This window comes from Curtobacterium sp. PsM8 (assembly GCF_030433875.1).
Classification (GTDB): domain Bacteria; phylum Actinomycetota; class Actinomycetes; order Actinomycetales; family Microbacteriaceae; genus Curtobacterium.
The window spans coordinates 14,971-29,272 of the sequence record NZ_JARUXD010000007.1 but is presented as its reverse complement, the minus strand read 5'-3'; the positions used below and the strand labels follow the sequence as shown (position 1 = coordinate 29,272).

At 73.6% G+C, this 14,302-nt stretch carries 11 protein-coding genes and 1 tRNA gene; 8 read left to right on the top strand and 4 right to left on the bottom strand.

Features of this window, described 5'->3' with window-relative positions; translation table 11 throughout:
- Positions 1 to 189 precede the first annotated feature (189 nt).
- From QCD68_RS02670 to QCD68_RS02660, 3 genes are all read left to right on the top strand, one after another.
- Positions 190 to 261, top strand: a tRNA-Arg gene (locus tag QCD68_RS02670).
- A 247-nt stretch (positions 262 to 508) separates the two neighbouring features.
- Positions 509 to 4,498: a Pls/PosA family non-ribosomal peptide synthetase gene (locus tag QCD68_RS02665; RefSeq protein ID WP_301221919.1), complete on the top strand. Its 3,990-nt coding sequence runs from the start codon at positions 509 to 511 to the stop codon at positions 4,496 to 4,498.
- A gap of 8 nt (positions 4,499 to 4,506) precedes the next feature.
- Complete coding sequence (locus QCD68_RS02660) at positions 4,507 to 5,823, top strand: M1 family metallopeptidase (protein ID WP_301221918.1); 1,317 nt, start codon at positions 4,507 to 4,509, stop codon at positions 5,821 to 5,823.
- Here QCD68_RS02660 and QCD68_RS02655 read toward each other — a convergent pair.
- Together QCD68_RS02655 and QCD68_RS02650 are read right to left on the bottom strand one after the other, a co-directional pair.
- Entirely contained in the window at positions 5,777 to 6,493 is a 717-nt protein-coding gene (locus QCD68_RS02655; RefSeq protein ID WP_301221917.1) for a 4'-phosphopantetheinyl transferase family protein, read from the bottom strand. The two genes, QCD68_RS02660 and QCD68_RS02655, sit on opposite strands and share 47 nt — an antisense overlap.
- A gap of 8 nt (positions 6,494 to 6,501) precedes the next feature.
- The gene (locus tag QCD68_RS02650; protein WP_111043803.1) at positions 6,502 to 6,705 is read right to left on the bottom strand and encodes a hypothetical protein; all 204 of its coding nucleotides are present in this window, start codon (positions 6,703 to 6,705) and stop codon (positions 6,502 to 6,504) included.
- Between the two features lie 276 nt (positions 6,706 to 6,981).
- Here QCD68_RS02650 and QCD68_RS02645 point away from each other — a divergent pair, with 276 nt between their 5' ends.
- From QCD68_RS02645 to QCD68_RS02625, 5 genes are all read left to right on the top strand, one after another.
- Positions 6,982 to 8,904 carry a TPM domain-containing protein gene (locus QCD68_RS02645; protein WP_301221916.1) on the top strand — a complete coding sequence of 641 codons (1,923 nt, stop codon included), beginning with the start codon at positions 6,982 to 6,984 and terminating at the stop codon, positions 8,902 to 8,904.
- A 49-nt stretch (positions 8,905 to 8,953) separates the two neighbouring features.
- Complete coding sequence (locus QCD68_RS02640; RefSeq protein ID WP_111073635.1) at positions 8,954 to 9,676, top strand: PspA/IM30 family protein; 723 nt, start codon at positions 8,954 to 8,956, stop codon at positions 9,674 to 9,676.
- Between the two features lie 47 nt (positions 9,677 to 9,723).
- Complete coding sequence (locus QCD68_RS02635; RefSeq protein ID WP_111073636.1) at positions 9,724 to 10,545, top strand: arginase family protein; 822 nt, start codon at positions 9,724 to 9,726, stop codon at positions 10,543 to 10,545.
- A gap of 79 nt (positions 10,546 to 10,624) precedes the next feature.
- The gene (locus QCD68_RS02630; RefSeq protein ID WP_290158622.1) at positions 10,625 to 12,025 is read left to right on the top strand and encodes a dihydrolipoyl dehydrogenase family protein; all 1,401 of its coding nucleotides are present in this window, start codon (positions 10,625 to 10,627) and stop codon (positions 12,023 to 12,025) included.
- A 3-nt stretch (positions 12,026 to 12,028) separates the two neighbouring features.
- Positions 12,029 to 12,385 (top strand): Fe-S oxidoreductase, encoded by a 357-nt coding sequence (locus tag QCD68_RS02625; RefSeq protein ID WP_301221915.1) that lies wholly within the window; start codon positions 12,029 to 12,031, stop codon positions 12,383 to 12,385.
- Positions 12,386 to 12,556: 171 nt separating this feature from the next.
- Here the strand turns inward: QCD68_RS02625 and QCD68_RS02620 are convergent, their stop codons facing one another.
- The gene (locus QCD68_RS02620) at positions 12,557 to 13,372 is read right to left on the bottom strand and encodes an ABC transporter ATP-binding protein (RefSeq protein WP_111073639.1); all 816 of its coding nucleotides are present in this window, start codon (positions 13,370 to 13,372) and stop codon (positions 12,557 to 12,559) included.
- Positions 13,369 to 14,280 carry a siderophore-interacting protein gene (locus QCD68_RS02615; RefSeq protein WP_301221914.1) on the bottom strand — a complete coding sequence of 304 codons (912 nt, stop codon included), beginning with the start codon at positions 14,278 to 14,280 and terminating at the stop codon, positions 13,369 to 13,371. The genes QCD68_RS02620 and QCD68_RS02615 overlap by 4 nt, the downstream gene beginning before the upstream one ends.
- Positions 14,281 to 14,302 lie beyond the last annotated feature (22 nt).

The window sequence follows — 14,302 nt, the reverse complement described above, 5'->3', positions numbered from 1 at the left end:
CGCCGGGAGCGTCGCTGGGCCGTCACCGGACCGTCGACGGACCATCAGCGGACCGTGAGCGGACCGTCAGCGGACGGGAGGCGCGGGGCGGGGCCGGCACGCGCCTCCCGTCCGGCGACGGCACGCCCGGGAGGCCCGACACGCGTACAGGGGGCCGGTCCGGACCTGCTACGGTTGGTGACACCCCGGGCCCCCATAGCTCAGGGGATAGAGCACTGCCCTCCGGAGGCAGGGGCGGAGGTTCGAATCCTCCTGGGGGCACAAGGACATTCCCTCGCAAGCTGTCGTCCTCGCTGCGCTCGGTCGGCAGCGCGCGATGTCGGCTTCGCCGACTGATCCCCCGTGGCGACTCCGGTGGGACCTTGCGGCTCGTCGTGAGACTCCGGTACGTCGGCGACTGAAGCCATGAGACTCCGGCAGGTCGGGGCGACTCGTCGTGATGACGCAGGTGGGTGAGCGGCGGCGGGGTTTCCGGGGTGGACACCTGGGGGCTCTAGGATCACGCGGCGTGACGCACTCCACGCAGCAGGAACTCGACCGGGGCAGCCACGCGACGCCCGCCAGGACCCTGCTCGACGTCCTCACCGCCACCGCTGAGACGCACCCCGACGCCCTCGCCCTCGAGACCCCCGACGGGCCACTCGACTACCGGGCCCTCCTCGCCCTCGTGCACGACCGCGCCGACGACCTCGCCCGGCACGGCGTCCGCCGCGGCGCCCGGGTCGGGATCCGCATCCCCTCCGGCGGCCGCGACCTGTCCGTCTCGATCCTCGCCGTCCTCGCCGCCGGCGCCGCCTACGTCCCCGTCGACGCCGACGACCCCGAGGAACGCGCCACCCTCGTCTTCGGCGAAGCGGACGTCGTCGGCGTCATCGGTGCCGGCGGGGTCCTCCGGAGCCGCGACGGCACCGCCCTGCCGGTCACCGACCCAGCGGCGAGCGCCGAGCCCCCGACGATCGACGACGACGCCTGGATCATCTTCACGTCCGGGTCCACCGGGGTGCCGAAGGGCGTCGCCGTCACCCACCGCTCCGCGGCCGCGTTCGTCGACGCCGAGGCGCGGATGTTCCTGCAGTCGGCACCGCTCGGGCCGACCGACCGGGTGCTCGCCGGCCTCAGTGTCGCGTTCGACGCCTCGTGCGAGGAGATGTGGCTCGCGTGGGGGCACGGTGCCTGCCTGGTCCCCGCTCCCCGGTCGCTGGTGAAGAGCGGTGTGGACCTCGGGCCGTGGCTCATCGCGCACGGGATCACCGTCGTGTCGACGGTGCCGACGCTCGCGGCGCTGTGGCCGGACGACGCGCTGGAGTCGGTGCGTCTGGTCATCTTCGGCGGTGAGGCCTGCCCGCCCGAGCTCGCCGCCCGCATCGCGTCGCGCGACCGGGAGGTCTGGAACACCTACGGGCCGACCGAGGCCACGGTCGTGGCGTGCGGGGCCCTGCTCGACGGCAGCACGCCGATCCGGATCGGGCTGCCGCTCGACGGGTGGGACCTGGCCGTCGTCGACGCCGAGGGGCAGCGGGTCGCCCCGGGCCAGGTCGGTGAGCTGGTGATCGGTGGTGTCGGGCTGGGCCGCTACCTGGACCCGGCGAAGGACGCCGAGAAGTACGCGCCGTTCCCGACCCTCGGGTGGGAGCGGGCGTACCGGAGCGGTGACCTGGTGCGGTACGACCCGGAGGGCCTCGTCTTCCAGGGGCGTGCGGACGACCAGGTGAAGCTCGGCGGCCGTCGCATCGAGCTGGGTGAGATCGACGCTGCGCTGCAGGCGCTGGACGGCGTCGCCGGTGGTGCCGCGGTCGTGCAGCGGACCCCGGCCGGCAACCAGGTCCTCGTGGGCTACGTGGCCCCGGTGGCGGGTGCGACCATCGACACGTCGGCCGCGAACGAGCGTCTCCGGCAGGAGCTGCCCGCCGCCCTGGTGCCGCTCCTCGCCGTCGTCGACGTGTTGCCGACCCGCACCTCCGGCAAGGTCGACCGTGCGGCGCTCCCCTGGCCGCTCGCCGGTGCGACGGGCACGGACCTGCCCCCGACGGTGGCGTGGATCGCGGAGCGGTGGTCGGCGATCCTCGGGGTACCGGTGGCGGACGTCGACGACGACTTCTTCGAGCACGGTGGTGGTTCGTTGACCGCCGCGCAACTGGTCTCGGCGATCCGGGAGCGGTACCCGACGACGACGGTGGCTGACGTGTACGACCACCCGCGCATCGGCGCCCTCGCCGACGCGTTGGACGAGTCCGGTCCGGTGGCTGCGGCCTCCCGGCACGTGGTGCCCGTGCCACCGGCGACCGGGGCGCTGCTGACACTCCTCGGGCTGCCGCTCCAGGTGATCCGCGGGCTCCGGCTGCTCAGCTGGACGGCGTTGGTCGCGCAGGTCCTGCACACCACGACGATGCCGTTCCTGCCGGTGCTGCCCTGGCCGGCGCTCGTGGTCGGCCTGCTGCTGTTCGTCAGCCCCGCGGGGAAGATGACGCTCACCGTCGTCGCTGCCCGGCTGCTGCTGGCCGGTGTCCGTGCCGGTGACCACCCCCGTGGCGGGTCGGTGCACGTGCGGGTCTGGCTGGCCGAGCGCATCGCCGAAGCGGTCGACGGCCCCTCCACCGCGGGGGCGCCGTGGATCAGCTACTACGCGCGGGCCCTTGGGGCGACGATCGGCCGTGACGTCGACCTGCACACCCTGCCGCCCGTCACCGGGATGCTGACGATCGGCAAGCGCGCCTCGATCGAGCCCGAGGTCGACCTGGCCGGGCACTGGGTGGACGGCGACGTCTTCCGGCTCGGTCCGGTGCACGTCGGTGCGGACGCGGTCGTGCACAGCCGCTCGACACTCATGCCCGGCGCGCACGTCGGTGACGGCGCCGAGGTCGAGGCCGGCTCCGCCGTCGCCGGGCGCGTCCCCGACGGGCAACGGTGGGCCGGATCGCCCGCCGAACGCGTCGGCTCGGCACGCCACGGCCGGGAGGCACGTCCTGCCTCCCCGAAGCGCTGGCTGTTCGCGTACGGGGTCGGCTCGGTCGCTGTCGCCGGGCTCCCCGTCGTCGGGGTCGCGGCCGGGCTCGCCGTCGCCGCCGCGGTGGTCGGCCGCCCGGGGTCGCTCGGTGCTGCGGTGGGACCGGCCCTGCTCGCCGTGCCGCTCGCCACCGTCGTCGCCGGGGTCGTGTACGCGGGGCTCGTCGTCGCCGCGGTCCGGCTGCTCGGCCTCCGCCTGGTCGAGGGCCGGCACCCGGTGCGTTCCCGGACCGGGTGGCAGGTGTGGAGCACGGAGCGGATCCTCGACGCCGCGCGGACGCTGCTGTTCCCGCTGTACGCCAGCCTGGTGACCCCGCTGTGGCTCCGGCTGCTCGGCGCGAAGGTCGGCCGGGACACCGAGATCTCGACCGTGCTGCTCATCCCCGCGCTGACGCAGATCGCTTCGGGGGCGTTCCTGGCCGACGACACGATGGTCGCCACGTACGAGCTCGGCGGCGGCCGCGTGAAGATCGGTCGCTCGAAGGTCGGGCGTCGGGCGTTCCTCGGCAACTCCGGCATGACCGGTGCCGGCCGTTCGGTCCCCCGCGAGGCGCTCGTCGCCGTGCTGTCCGCCGTGCCGAAGAAGGCCAAGCGCGGCTCGTCCTGGCTCGGCAGCCCGCCGGTCCGCCTGCGCCGCGCCGCCGCGCAGTTCGACGAGGAACGCACCTTCCGGCCACCGACCCGGCTCAAGGTCGCCCGCGGCGCGTGGGAGTTGCTGCGCCTGGTCGCCCCGATGGTCTCCGCCGTCATCGGCCTCGGTGTCGCGACGACCCTCCTGGCGCTCTGGAGCACGGTCGGCATCGGGTGGACCGTGCTGCTCGCCGGCCCGGTGCTCATCGTCGCCGGAGCGGTCGCCGCCGCGGTGTCGACCCTGGCGAAGTGGGCCTTCGTCGGACGCATCACCGCGACCGAGCACCCGCTGTGGTCCTCGTTCGTGTGGCGGAACGAGGTGCAGGACACCTTCGTCGAGACCGTCGCACGCCCCTGGTTCGCCGAGCAGGCCATCGGCACGCCCGCCCTGTCCGCGTGGCTGCGGAGCCTCGGCGCGACGATCGGCCGCGGCGTCTGGTGCGAGACGTACTGGCTGCCCGAGGCGGACCTGGTCACGATCGGCGACGGTGCGACGATCGCCCGCGGCACCGTCGTCCAGACGCACCTGTTCCACGACCGCGTCATGCAGCTCGACACGGTCACCCTCGACGCGGGGGCGACGCTCGGTCCGCACGGCGTCGTCCTGCCGGCCGCCGGTATCGGCCCCGGTGCGACCGTCGGGCCGGCCTCCCTCGTGATGCGCGGCGAGCAGGTCCCCGCGGGCACGCTCTGGGCCGGCAACCCGATCTCGCCGTGGGAGCACCCGCCGTGGCGGGACGTGGTCGAGGCGGCGGCGGGTGACGTGTCGGAGCCTGATGGTGCCTCCCGGCCGGACGGCACCACCGGGACCGTGGACGGGAAGCGCGCCGACGCCCAGGCCCCCGTCGGGGCCGTGACAGACTGACCGGCACCGTGAAGCAGACCGACCCCGCCACCGACCCGTACACCCCGCACAGCGGCGACCGGCGCTGGTCGAGCCGCCACCACGACCTGCACCTGGACTACCGGGTCTCCACGAACCGTCTCGACGCGACCGCCACCCTGACCGCGGTGGCGAACGAACCGCTCGACAAGGTCGTCCTCGACCTGCACGGGCTGTCGGTCGACCGGGTCGACGTCGACGGCGTGCGCGCGAAGAAGGTCTCGGTCGGCACGCACAAGACCACCGTCACGCCCGCGACCCCGATCGCTGCCGGCGCCGAGTTCGCCGTGCACGTCCGCTACCGCGGCGCACCCCGGCCGCTCCGGAGCCCGTGGGGAACGCTCGGGTGGGAGGAACTCACCGACGGCGTCATCGTCGCCAGCCAGCCGATCGGCGCCCCGTCCTGGTTCCCCTGCAACGACCGGCCCGACGACAAGGCCACCTACCGCATCGAGCTCACCTGCGAGGCCGGCTACGACGTCGTCGCGAACGGGGAACTCCTCGGCCGCGAACGGACCGCCCGCGGCACCCGGTGGACCTACGCCGTCACCGAACCGATGGCGACCTACCTGGCGACCGTGCAGATCGGCCGCTACCGCACCACGACGATCCGGGGCGGCGCCGTCCCGGTGACCCTGCACCACCCGGCCGACCTGACCGCGGCCGCGAAGACCGACTTCGGACGCGTGCCGGAGATGCTCGCCCTGTTCGCCGACCGCTTCGGCCCGTACCCGTTCGCCGAGTACGGCGTCGTGGTCACCGACGACGAGCTGGAGATCCCGCTCGAGGCGCACGGCCTGGCGGTCTTCGGCCGGAACCACGTCGACGGCGAACACGGCACCGACCGGCTCATCGCCCACGAACTCGCCCACCAGTGGTTCGGCAACTCGGTGACCCTCGGGCAGTGGCGGGACATCTGGCTGCACGAGGGGTTCGCCTGCTACGCCGAGTGGCTGTGGTCCGAGCACCGCGGCGGTGACTCGGCGGACGACCTGGCCGCGCAGTACCGCGCCGGGCTGCTCGACCAGCCGCAGGACCTGGTCGTCGCCGACCCCGGCGCCCGGGACATGTTCGACGACCGCGTCTACAAGCGCGGAGCCCTCGCCCTGCACGCCCTCCGTCGCACGATCGGCGACGACGCCTTCACCGCCGGGCTCCGGACCGTCACCGAGCGGCACCGGCACGCCACGGTCACGACACCGGACGTCGTCGACGCGTTCGCCGCCGCCGCGGGGAGCACCCCGGGCGACGTGCTGCTCGTCACCGGACCGTGGATCGACGAGCCCGGGGTGCCGGCGCTGCCGTAGGGCCTGTCGGTCGGGCTCCGTCGGTCCGGTGGCGTCGGTCCTGGACGGTGACCGGGGCGCCGTCGGCCGCGACGGCGAGCACGAGGTCGTCGTCGAGCCGGAGGACCGTCACCGGGTGCACGAGCCCGTCGAGTCGAGCGGTGTGCCGGGCAGGTTCGGACGCGCCGTGGTGGAGGTCCAGGTGGTCGAGCAACGTGTGGTCGAGTTTCCCGTGGTCGAGCACGGCGTCAACCGCGGTCGGGTCGACGCGGAGACCCCGACCGTCGCGTTTCAGGACGGCTTCCTTCATCGCCCAGCACGCCGTGCGGTGGACGTCTGCGGACCCGGAGCGTGCGGCTCGCTCACGCTCCCCCGGGGTGAACGCGCCGAGCTCGGCGGCGGCGACGCGGGAGGGACGTTCGACGTCGACGCCGATCATGTCCGGGCCAGGGCCGACGGCGAGTGCCAGGACCCCCGTCGTCCGCGACAGGCTGACACCGAGGTCGTGACCGTCCGCGACGGCTGTCGGCCGGCCGTGGTCGGCCGCTCCGCAGTGCGGGCAGCGACGGACGACGCGCACCAGCGCGGGGGCGGTGTCGGTGACGTCCGCGACGACGGCGACCAGCGCCTCCCGGTCGGCGGCGCGTGACCCGCGTCCGGACAGGACACGGACGACGACACCGTCCGACACGGCGGCGTTCAGGCGTGCGTCAGGGCGATGAGCGCGACGTTCATGGTCGCGTACTTGCCCTCGGACCGGGTCGCCTGGCGGACGCGGCCACGGAGGACCTCGTACCGGCCGTCGCTCTCACGGACGAACCCGATCACACCGCTCAGCGGTGTCGACACGCGGTGGTACCCGTCCTCCAGTGGGACGACTTCTGCAGTGGTCGCTCGCTCCATTGCTGGACCCCTTCCTCGTTGACGTGGACTCACCATACCCCGCTTCGGGGGACACCCCTCTCGGCTTGTCCGCTTCCTGCGTGGGTCGACCGCAGCCGGACGGGGTACATCCCGTCCACAGCCGATCGGGTCGTCCACAGCCCCGGTCCACCCAGCGGACCCCTGGATAGACTCCGGGCGACGGCCACGGACCCGGTCGACAGGACCACGGAAAGAGGACGGATGCGCGCGGTCGACGGCAGGACTGACCCCGGGACGACGAGGCTGGCACGCCTGGTGTCGGGGATCGTCGCGGCAGTGGTGGCAGTGGCGCTCGTCGTGCTCCCCGCAGCCGGAGCGCAGGCCACCGCCCCGGTCGACATCGGCAGCGCCTACGTCGTCGACGACGCCGGTGCGCTCACCGGAGCCCAGCAGGCCGAGGTCGAACGGGCCGTCCAGCAGCTGTACACGGACACCAAGACCCAGCTCTACGTCGTGTTCGTGCCGTCGTTCACGGACCCGAGCGACCACACGGCCTGGGGTGCAGCGACGATGCAGCGCAACCAGATCGAGACGGACGGCATCCTGCTCTCCGTCGCGGTGGACGAGCGGAACTACGACGTCCAGCAGACGAACGAGACCGCGATCAGCTCCAGCGACGTCGAGAACGCCGTGGACAACGCCCTGCTCCCCCGTCTCAAGCAGGGTGACTGGGCCGGGGCAGCGACGGGGTTCGCGAGCGGCCTGCAGCAGAGCCAGCAGCCCGCCGACCTGACCTGGCTGTGGATCCTGCTCGGCCTCGCCGTGCTGGCCGCCGTCATCGCGGTCCTGGTGATCCGCAGCCGCAACAAGCGTCGGGCCGCCGCCACGCGCGCGCAGCAGGAACAGACCCTCGCCGAACTCGAACGTCGAGCCGGCGGCGCCCTCGTCACGATCGACGACGAGATCCGCACCGCCGAGCAGGAGGTCGGGTTCGCCTCGGCGCAGTTCGGCGAGGACGCCGCGAAGCCGTTCGCCGACACCGTCGCGATCGCCAAGCGGGAGGTCCGCAAGGCCTTCGCGCTGCAGCAGCAGCTCGACGACGAGGTCCCGGACACCCCGCAGCAGCGCGTCGACTGGTCGAACCAGATCATCACGACGTGCGAGCAGGCCCACGCGGCGCTCGAGGCACAGACGGAGGCGTTCGACCAGCTCCGCGCCCTCGAGGACACGGTGGACACCGCCTCCGCCGAGCTGACGACCTCGCTCGCCGCGGCCCCGGCTGCCGTCGACGCCGCGCGCGCTGCCCTCGAGCGTGTCCGGAGCGCCTACACCGGGCGGACGCTGGCGACCGTGGCGGACAACGTCGACCAGGCGGCCGAGGTCCTGCAGTACGCCGACGAGCGTGCCGCCGCAGCCCGGACGGCCCTCGCCGCCGGTGACCGCGGCGAAGCGGTCGTCGCCGTGCGGGACGGTCAACACGCACTCGCCCAGGTCCAGCAGCTCACCGGTGCCGTCACGGCAGCCGAGACCACCTTCGCCGACGCCGCCACCCGTGCCGAGGCGATGCGCGCCGACATCGAGGGCGACCTCGCCGCCGCGGGCACGCTGCGCACCGGTGGGCCCGACCTGGCCGCCGCGGTCGCCCGGGCACAGCGGGTCCTCCGCGCCGACGTCGACCCGCGCGACCCGGTCGGGGCCGTCGACGCCCTGACGAAGGCGAACACCGACATCGACGCCGCCCTCGCCAGTGCCCGCACCGCCGAGGAGCAGCACCGCCGCGCGACCCAGGCCCTCGACGCCGCCCTGCGGGACGCCCGCAGCCGGATCACCCAGGCACGGCAGTACGTCACCGCGCACCGCGGCGGCATCGGTTCGACCGCACGGACCCGCCTGTCCGAGGCCGAACGGGCTCTCGACGACGCCCTCGACCTCGCCACGACCGACCCGCAGCGTGCCCTGCAGGCAGCCCGTGCGGCCGAGCAGTACGCCGCCGCAGCCATCGACGAAGCGAACGACGACATGGGCGGCTGGCCGGGGGCCGGCGGCGGCATGGGCGGCGGGCGCGGTGGTGCCCAGCTCGGCGGCCTCGTCACCGGCATCGTCCTGGGCGGCCTGCTCGGCGGGCGCGGCGGCAGCTACGGCGGCGGCAGCTTCGGCGGTGGCGGTTTCGGCGGTGGCGGCGGGGGCTTCTCCGGGGGCGGGGGCGGCGGAGGCTTCTCCGGCGGCGGACGCTTCTGACCAGACCACTCGAACGCACCAGCGATCCATCCACGAAAGGGAACCAGCAATGGCAAAGCAGTCCATCTTCGGCCGCATCTCCACGCTCGTCCGGGCGAACATCAACCAGCTCATCGACAACGCCGAGGACCCGCAGCTGATGCTCGACCAGCTCGTCCGCGACTACTCGAACAACATCGCGGACGCCAAGAGCGCCATCGCGCAGACCATCGGCAACCTCCGCCTGCTCGAACAGGACAACGACGAAGACGTCCGCGCCGCCCAGGAGTGGGGCCAGAAGGCCGCGAACGCCTCCACCGCGGCGGACCGGTACCGCGCCGAGGGCAAGGCCGCCGACGCGGACAAGTTCGACAACCTCGCCAAGATCGCAATCGGCAAGCAGATCGCCGCCGAGCAAGAGGTCAAGGACAACGCCGCACCGCTCGCCACCCAGAACGAGCAGGTCGAGAAGCTCAAGCAGGGTCTCGCCGGCATGGAGCAGAAGCTCGAAGAGCTCCGTTCGAAGCGGAACACCCTGGTCGCCCGTGCCAAGACGGCGGAGGCCCAGTCGAAGGTCAACGACGCCCTCGGCAACATCGACATCACCGACCCGACGAGCGACCTGGCCCGCTTCGAGGAGAAGGTCCGTCGTGAAGAGGCCAAGGTCATCGGGCAGCAGGAACTGCAGGCGTCGAGCCTCGACGCGCAGTTCGAGAGCCTCGAGGACGTCGGCCGTGACGCCGAGGTCGAGGCCCGTCTCGCCGCGCTGAAGTCCGGCGGCCCGACGGTCTGACGACGACTGCCCCGGACGACGTCGGACCCGCCTGACAGACTGACACGATGCGCTTCATCGTGGTCGGTCAGTGGCAGGGTTCGGCGTCGTCCCGTGCGATGCGGCTCGCGGACGGAGCAGCCGCCGTCGCAGCGGACCTGCCCCGGACGGCGACCACCACGATCGACGTCCCGACCGGTGCTGGCGACCGACTGGACACGGCGGTCGCTCGGTACACCTCGGTGCTCACCGTCTCGGGTTCCGTCGCCGAGGAAGCCGCGGTCGCGACCGAACCGGTCCTGGTGATCGGCGGCGACGGGTCCAGCGTGCTCGGTGCTTCCGTCCTCGTCGGACCGGACACGGCCGTCGTGCGGCTCTCCGGGTCCAGCGGGTTCCGGGCGCTGAACCGGGCCCAACCGGTGGCTGCGGAGACGGCCGCCCTGCGCCTCCTGGTCGACCGCCCCGCCGACCTGTTCCCGGACCTGCCCGTCGTCCGGGCCGCCTCGGTGGTGGTCGCGGGCACCCGCGGCACCGAGTCCGCCGAGGCCGCGGCCCTGGACCGCGCCGGCATCACGCACCTCGACGTCGACGCTGCGACGCCGGACGCCCTGCGCGGAGCGGTCGAGCGCACCGGCGCCGACAGCGTGTTCGTGCACGTCGACCTCGACGTGCTCGACCCGTCGGAGGTCGACGGGCTGCTCGAGCCGGTCCCCTTCGGCATCGACGGCGCCGCCCTCGTCGCCCTCGTGCAGGCGGCCACGGCCGGACGACGCCTGGTCGGCGCTGCCCTGACCGGGTTCGCCCCGGTCGACCCGAGCCGCGCGGTCGAGGACATGGGCGTCATCCTGCGGGTCGTCGGCGCCCTGTCCACCGCGGCACGCACGGCCTGACCGGTCCGACGCGACGGGTCCTCCACGCAGCGCACCGCTCCCGGCTGATGCCCGCCCATCGGCGGCTACGCTCGGCCACATGACGGACTACGACCTCATCGTGATCGGAGCCGGCGCTGTCGGCGAGAACGTGGCGGACTACGCCCACAAGCGCGGCCTGTCGGTCGCCGTGGTGGAAGCCGAACTCGTGGGCGGTGAGTGCTCCTACTGGGCCTGCATGCCGTCGAAGGCCCTGCTGCGCAGCAGCCACGCAGTCGCGGCCGCCAAGCGCCTGGGTGGAGCGAAGGAAGCCGTGACCGGTGACGTCGACGCCGCCGCCGTGCTCGCCCGCCGCAACTCGTTCACGAGCAACTGGGACGACGCCTCGCAGGTGCAGTGGCTCGAGTCCGCCGACATCGCCCTGATCCGCGGCCGTGCCACGATCACCGGTGAGAAGACCATCGAGGTCGACGGCACCGCGTACACGGCGCACGCGATCGCCCTGGTCACCGGCTCGGTGCACACCCTGCCGCCGGTCCCGGGCCTCGCCGAGGCGAAGCCGTGGGGCACCCGAGAGGGCACCAGCGCGCAGGAGGTCCCGGAGAGCCTGCTCGTCATCGGTGGCGGCGTCGCCGGCTCCGAGCTCGCGACCGCCTGGGCCGCCCTCGGCGCGAAGGTCACCCTGGCCGCCCGCCACGGTCTGCTCGGCGGGATGGAGCCCTTCGCGGGCGAACTCGTCGCCGACGGCATGCGCGAGCTGGGCATCGACGTCCGCACCGGCGTGAACCCCACCCGCGTCGACCGTGACGAGCACGGCCTCGTCACCACCACCTTCGACGACGGCACGACCCTCGTCACCAGCGAGGTCCTCGCCGCCACCGGCCGCGCACCCGGCACCGAGCACCTCGGTCTGTCCTCGGTCGGGCTGACCGACGGCGAGTGGCTCGACGTCGACGACACCATGCTCGTCACCGGCACCGACTGGCTGTACGCCGTCGGCGACGTCAACCACCGCGCACTGCTCACCCACCAGGGCAAGTACCAGGCCCGTGCGGCCGGCGAGGTCATCGCGGCACGCGTCCAGGGCCGTCCGGTGCACGCCGAGCCGTGGGGCGCGCACGTCGCCACCGCCGACCACGCGGCGGTCCCCCAGGTCACCTTCACCGACCCCGAGGTGGCGAGCGTCGGCCTCACGGAGGAGCAGGCCCGTCAGCAGGGCATCGACGTCCGCGCGGTCGAGTACGACCTGGGCAGCATCGCCGGCTCGGCACTGCAGGCGGACGGCTACACCGGCCGCGCGAAGATGGTCGTCGACGAGTCCCGCGGGGTCGTCGTCGGGGTCACCTTCGTCGGGCAGGACGTCGCCGAGATGCTGCACGCGGCCACCGTCGCCGTCGTGGGCGAGGTCCCGCTCGAGCGCCTCTGGCACGCCGTCCCCGCCTACCCGACCATGAACGAGATCTGGCTCCGCCTGCTCGAGACCTACGGCCGTCCCGAGTAGCCCGTGCGGAACCCGCTCGTCGCCTCGCCGGTGTCCCGTGCCGGGTGGCTCTTCGCGACGGCCGTCGGCCTGGCGATCGGCCTGCCCCTGTCGACCGGCCCGGTCCGGGTCGTCGACGGGTTGATCGTCTGCCGGGGGCTGCCCCGCTGGGTGTTCCGGCGCGGCGGCACCTGCGTCGGCTCGGTCTACCTGACGCGGGACAACGACGGCGACCGGGTCCTGCGGCACGAGCGCGTGCACGTCGAGCAGTGGCGCCGGTACGGCATGCTCATGCCGCTGCTGTACGGCGTCGCCGGGCGGGACCCGCTGCGCAACCGCTTCGAGGTCGAGGCCGGCCTGGAGGACGGCGGCTACCGCTGAGCCGAGCTGCCGGCGCGGCCCGTCGCGCGGCGCCGCCCGGCCACGCACAACGGGAACCGGCCCGAACCACGGCATCCCGTGGTTCGGGCCGGCTTCCGTTGTGCGACGCCGATGCGCGCCGGCCGACCTGCGGGGCCGATGCGCGCCGCCGAGCGCGCGCCGCCGCCCGGCTCAGCGCGCGCGGCGCGGGACGACCAGCGGCGTGCCGGTCTCCGGGTCGGGGACGACCACGCACGGCAGCCCGAAGACGTCGGCGACGAGCTCCTCGGTGACCACCGACTCCGGCGTCCCCTGCGCCACGATGACGCCGTCCCGCATCGCGATCATGTGCGTCGCGTACCGGGCCGCCTGGTTCAGGTCGTGCAGCACCGCGACGACCGTCCGCCCGGCGGCGTGCAGCGTCGAGGCCAGTTCGAGCACGTCGTACTGGTGCGCGATGTCGAGGAACGTCGTCGGCTCGTCGAGCAGCACGATGTCGGTCTGCTGCGCGAGCACCATGGCGATCCAGACCCGCTGCCGCTGCCCGCCCGAGAGTTCGTCGACGCCACGGTCGGCGAGCCCCACGATGTCGGTCTGCGCCAGGGCCGCCTGCACGACCTGCCGATCGGTCCCGCTCGAGGGGTGCAGCAGGTCCTGGTGCGGGAACCGTCCGCGCGACACCAGGTCCCGCACGGTGATGCCGTCCGGGGCGATCGGCGTCTGCGGCAGCATCGCGACCCGCCGGGCGACGGCCTTCGGGCGGTACGACGTGATCGGTCGGCCGTCCAGGTACACGGTGCCGGCCGACGGCTTGAGCGTCCGCGCCAGGGCCTTGAGCAGCGTCGACTTGCCGCACGCGTTCGGCCCGACGATGACGGTCAGTTCGCCGTCCGGGACGTCCACGTCGAGGTCGTGCACGACCACGCGGTCGTCGTAGCCGAGCCGGAGTCCGCGGGCACCGAGCGCCGTGACGGGGGCCTCCGGCGTGAGGACCGAGGCAGGGCTCAACACTCCGCCTTGCCGTGCCGCCAGTACCCCATGAACGCGACCTGCTTGCGGTCGAGCCCGACGCTCCGCACGAGGTGGCGGCGGAGTTCCTTGACGCAGCCGGCCTCCCCCGCGATCCAGGCGTACACCGGCAGGTCGTCGTCCTCGCGCGGGACGTCCCAGAGCACCTGCTGGTCGACGTCCACGTCCACCAGTTCGGCCCCGGCGGCAGCACGGCGGGCGACGACGAGCGGGTCCGGGGCGACGGTGGAGGCCCAGGCGTGCACGTGGTCCGTCATCCGGGCTCCGTGCGTCGCACCGTTCCGGGCGATCCAGCGGACCTGCACCCCGGCGGGCGCGGAGACCGGCAGCCGGTCGGCGTCCGTCGGGACCTCGATGAACACGTGGCCGACGGCGCTGACGTCGAGCGCTTCGAGGATGGCGCAGATCGCGGGAGCGGCGGTCTCGTCCCCCGCGAGGAGGATCCGGTTCGCGGACCCCGGCGAGAACTCGGCGGCACCGGAGGGCAGGTCGGCCGGCGACTCCGGCATGCTCGGGCCGACGATCCGCAGCTCGTCGCCGACGCGGCAGGCCGACACCCAGCGGGACGCCGGGCCGGCGTCGCCGTGGGCCACGAAGTCGATGTCGAGCTCGTGGGCGTCCGGCCGGAACGAGCGGACCGTGTAGGTGCGGATCGGGTTGCGCGTTGCGTCCGGCAGGGCACGCCACGCCGCGAACCAGTCCTCGCCCTCGGGCAGGTCGGAGAACCCGTGCCCGTCGAGCGGCAGCAGCACCTTGATGCGCTGGTCGAGACCGACGGCCGAGAAGTCCGCGAGCTCGTCGCCGGTCAGCGTCACCCGGACGAAGTGCGGTGTGAGCGACGAGACGGCTGCCACACGGACGGAGAAGACGCGGTACCGGGCTGCCACCCCTCGAGTATGGCATGCCTTA

Excerpts from the sequence above, each read along its gene's own strand:
- QCD68_RS02650 (WP_111043803.1), bottom strand. The coding sequence starts at position 6,705 with ATGGAGCGAGCGACCACTGCAGAAGTCGTCCCACTGGAGGACGGGTAC.
- QCD68_RS02640 (WP_111073635.1), top strand. The coding sequence starts at position 8,954 with ATGGCAAAGCAGTCCATCTTCGGCCGCATCTCCACGCTCGTCCGGGCG.
- QCD68_RS02635 (WP_111073636.1), top strand. The coding sequence starts at position 9,724 with ATGCGCTTCATCGTGGTCGGTCAGTGGCAGGGTTCGGCGTCGTCCCGT.
- QCD68_RS02630 (WP_290158622.1), top strand. The coding sequence starts at position 10,625 with ATGACGGACTACGACCTCATCGTGATCGGAGCCGGCGCTGTCGGCGAG.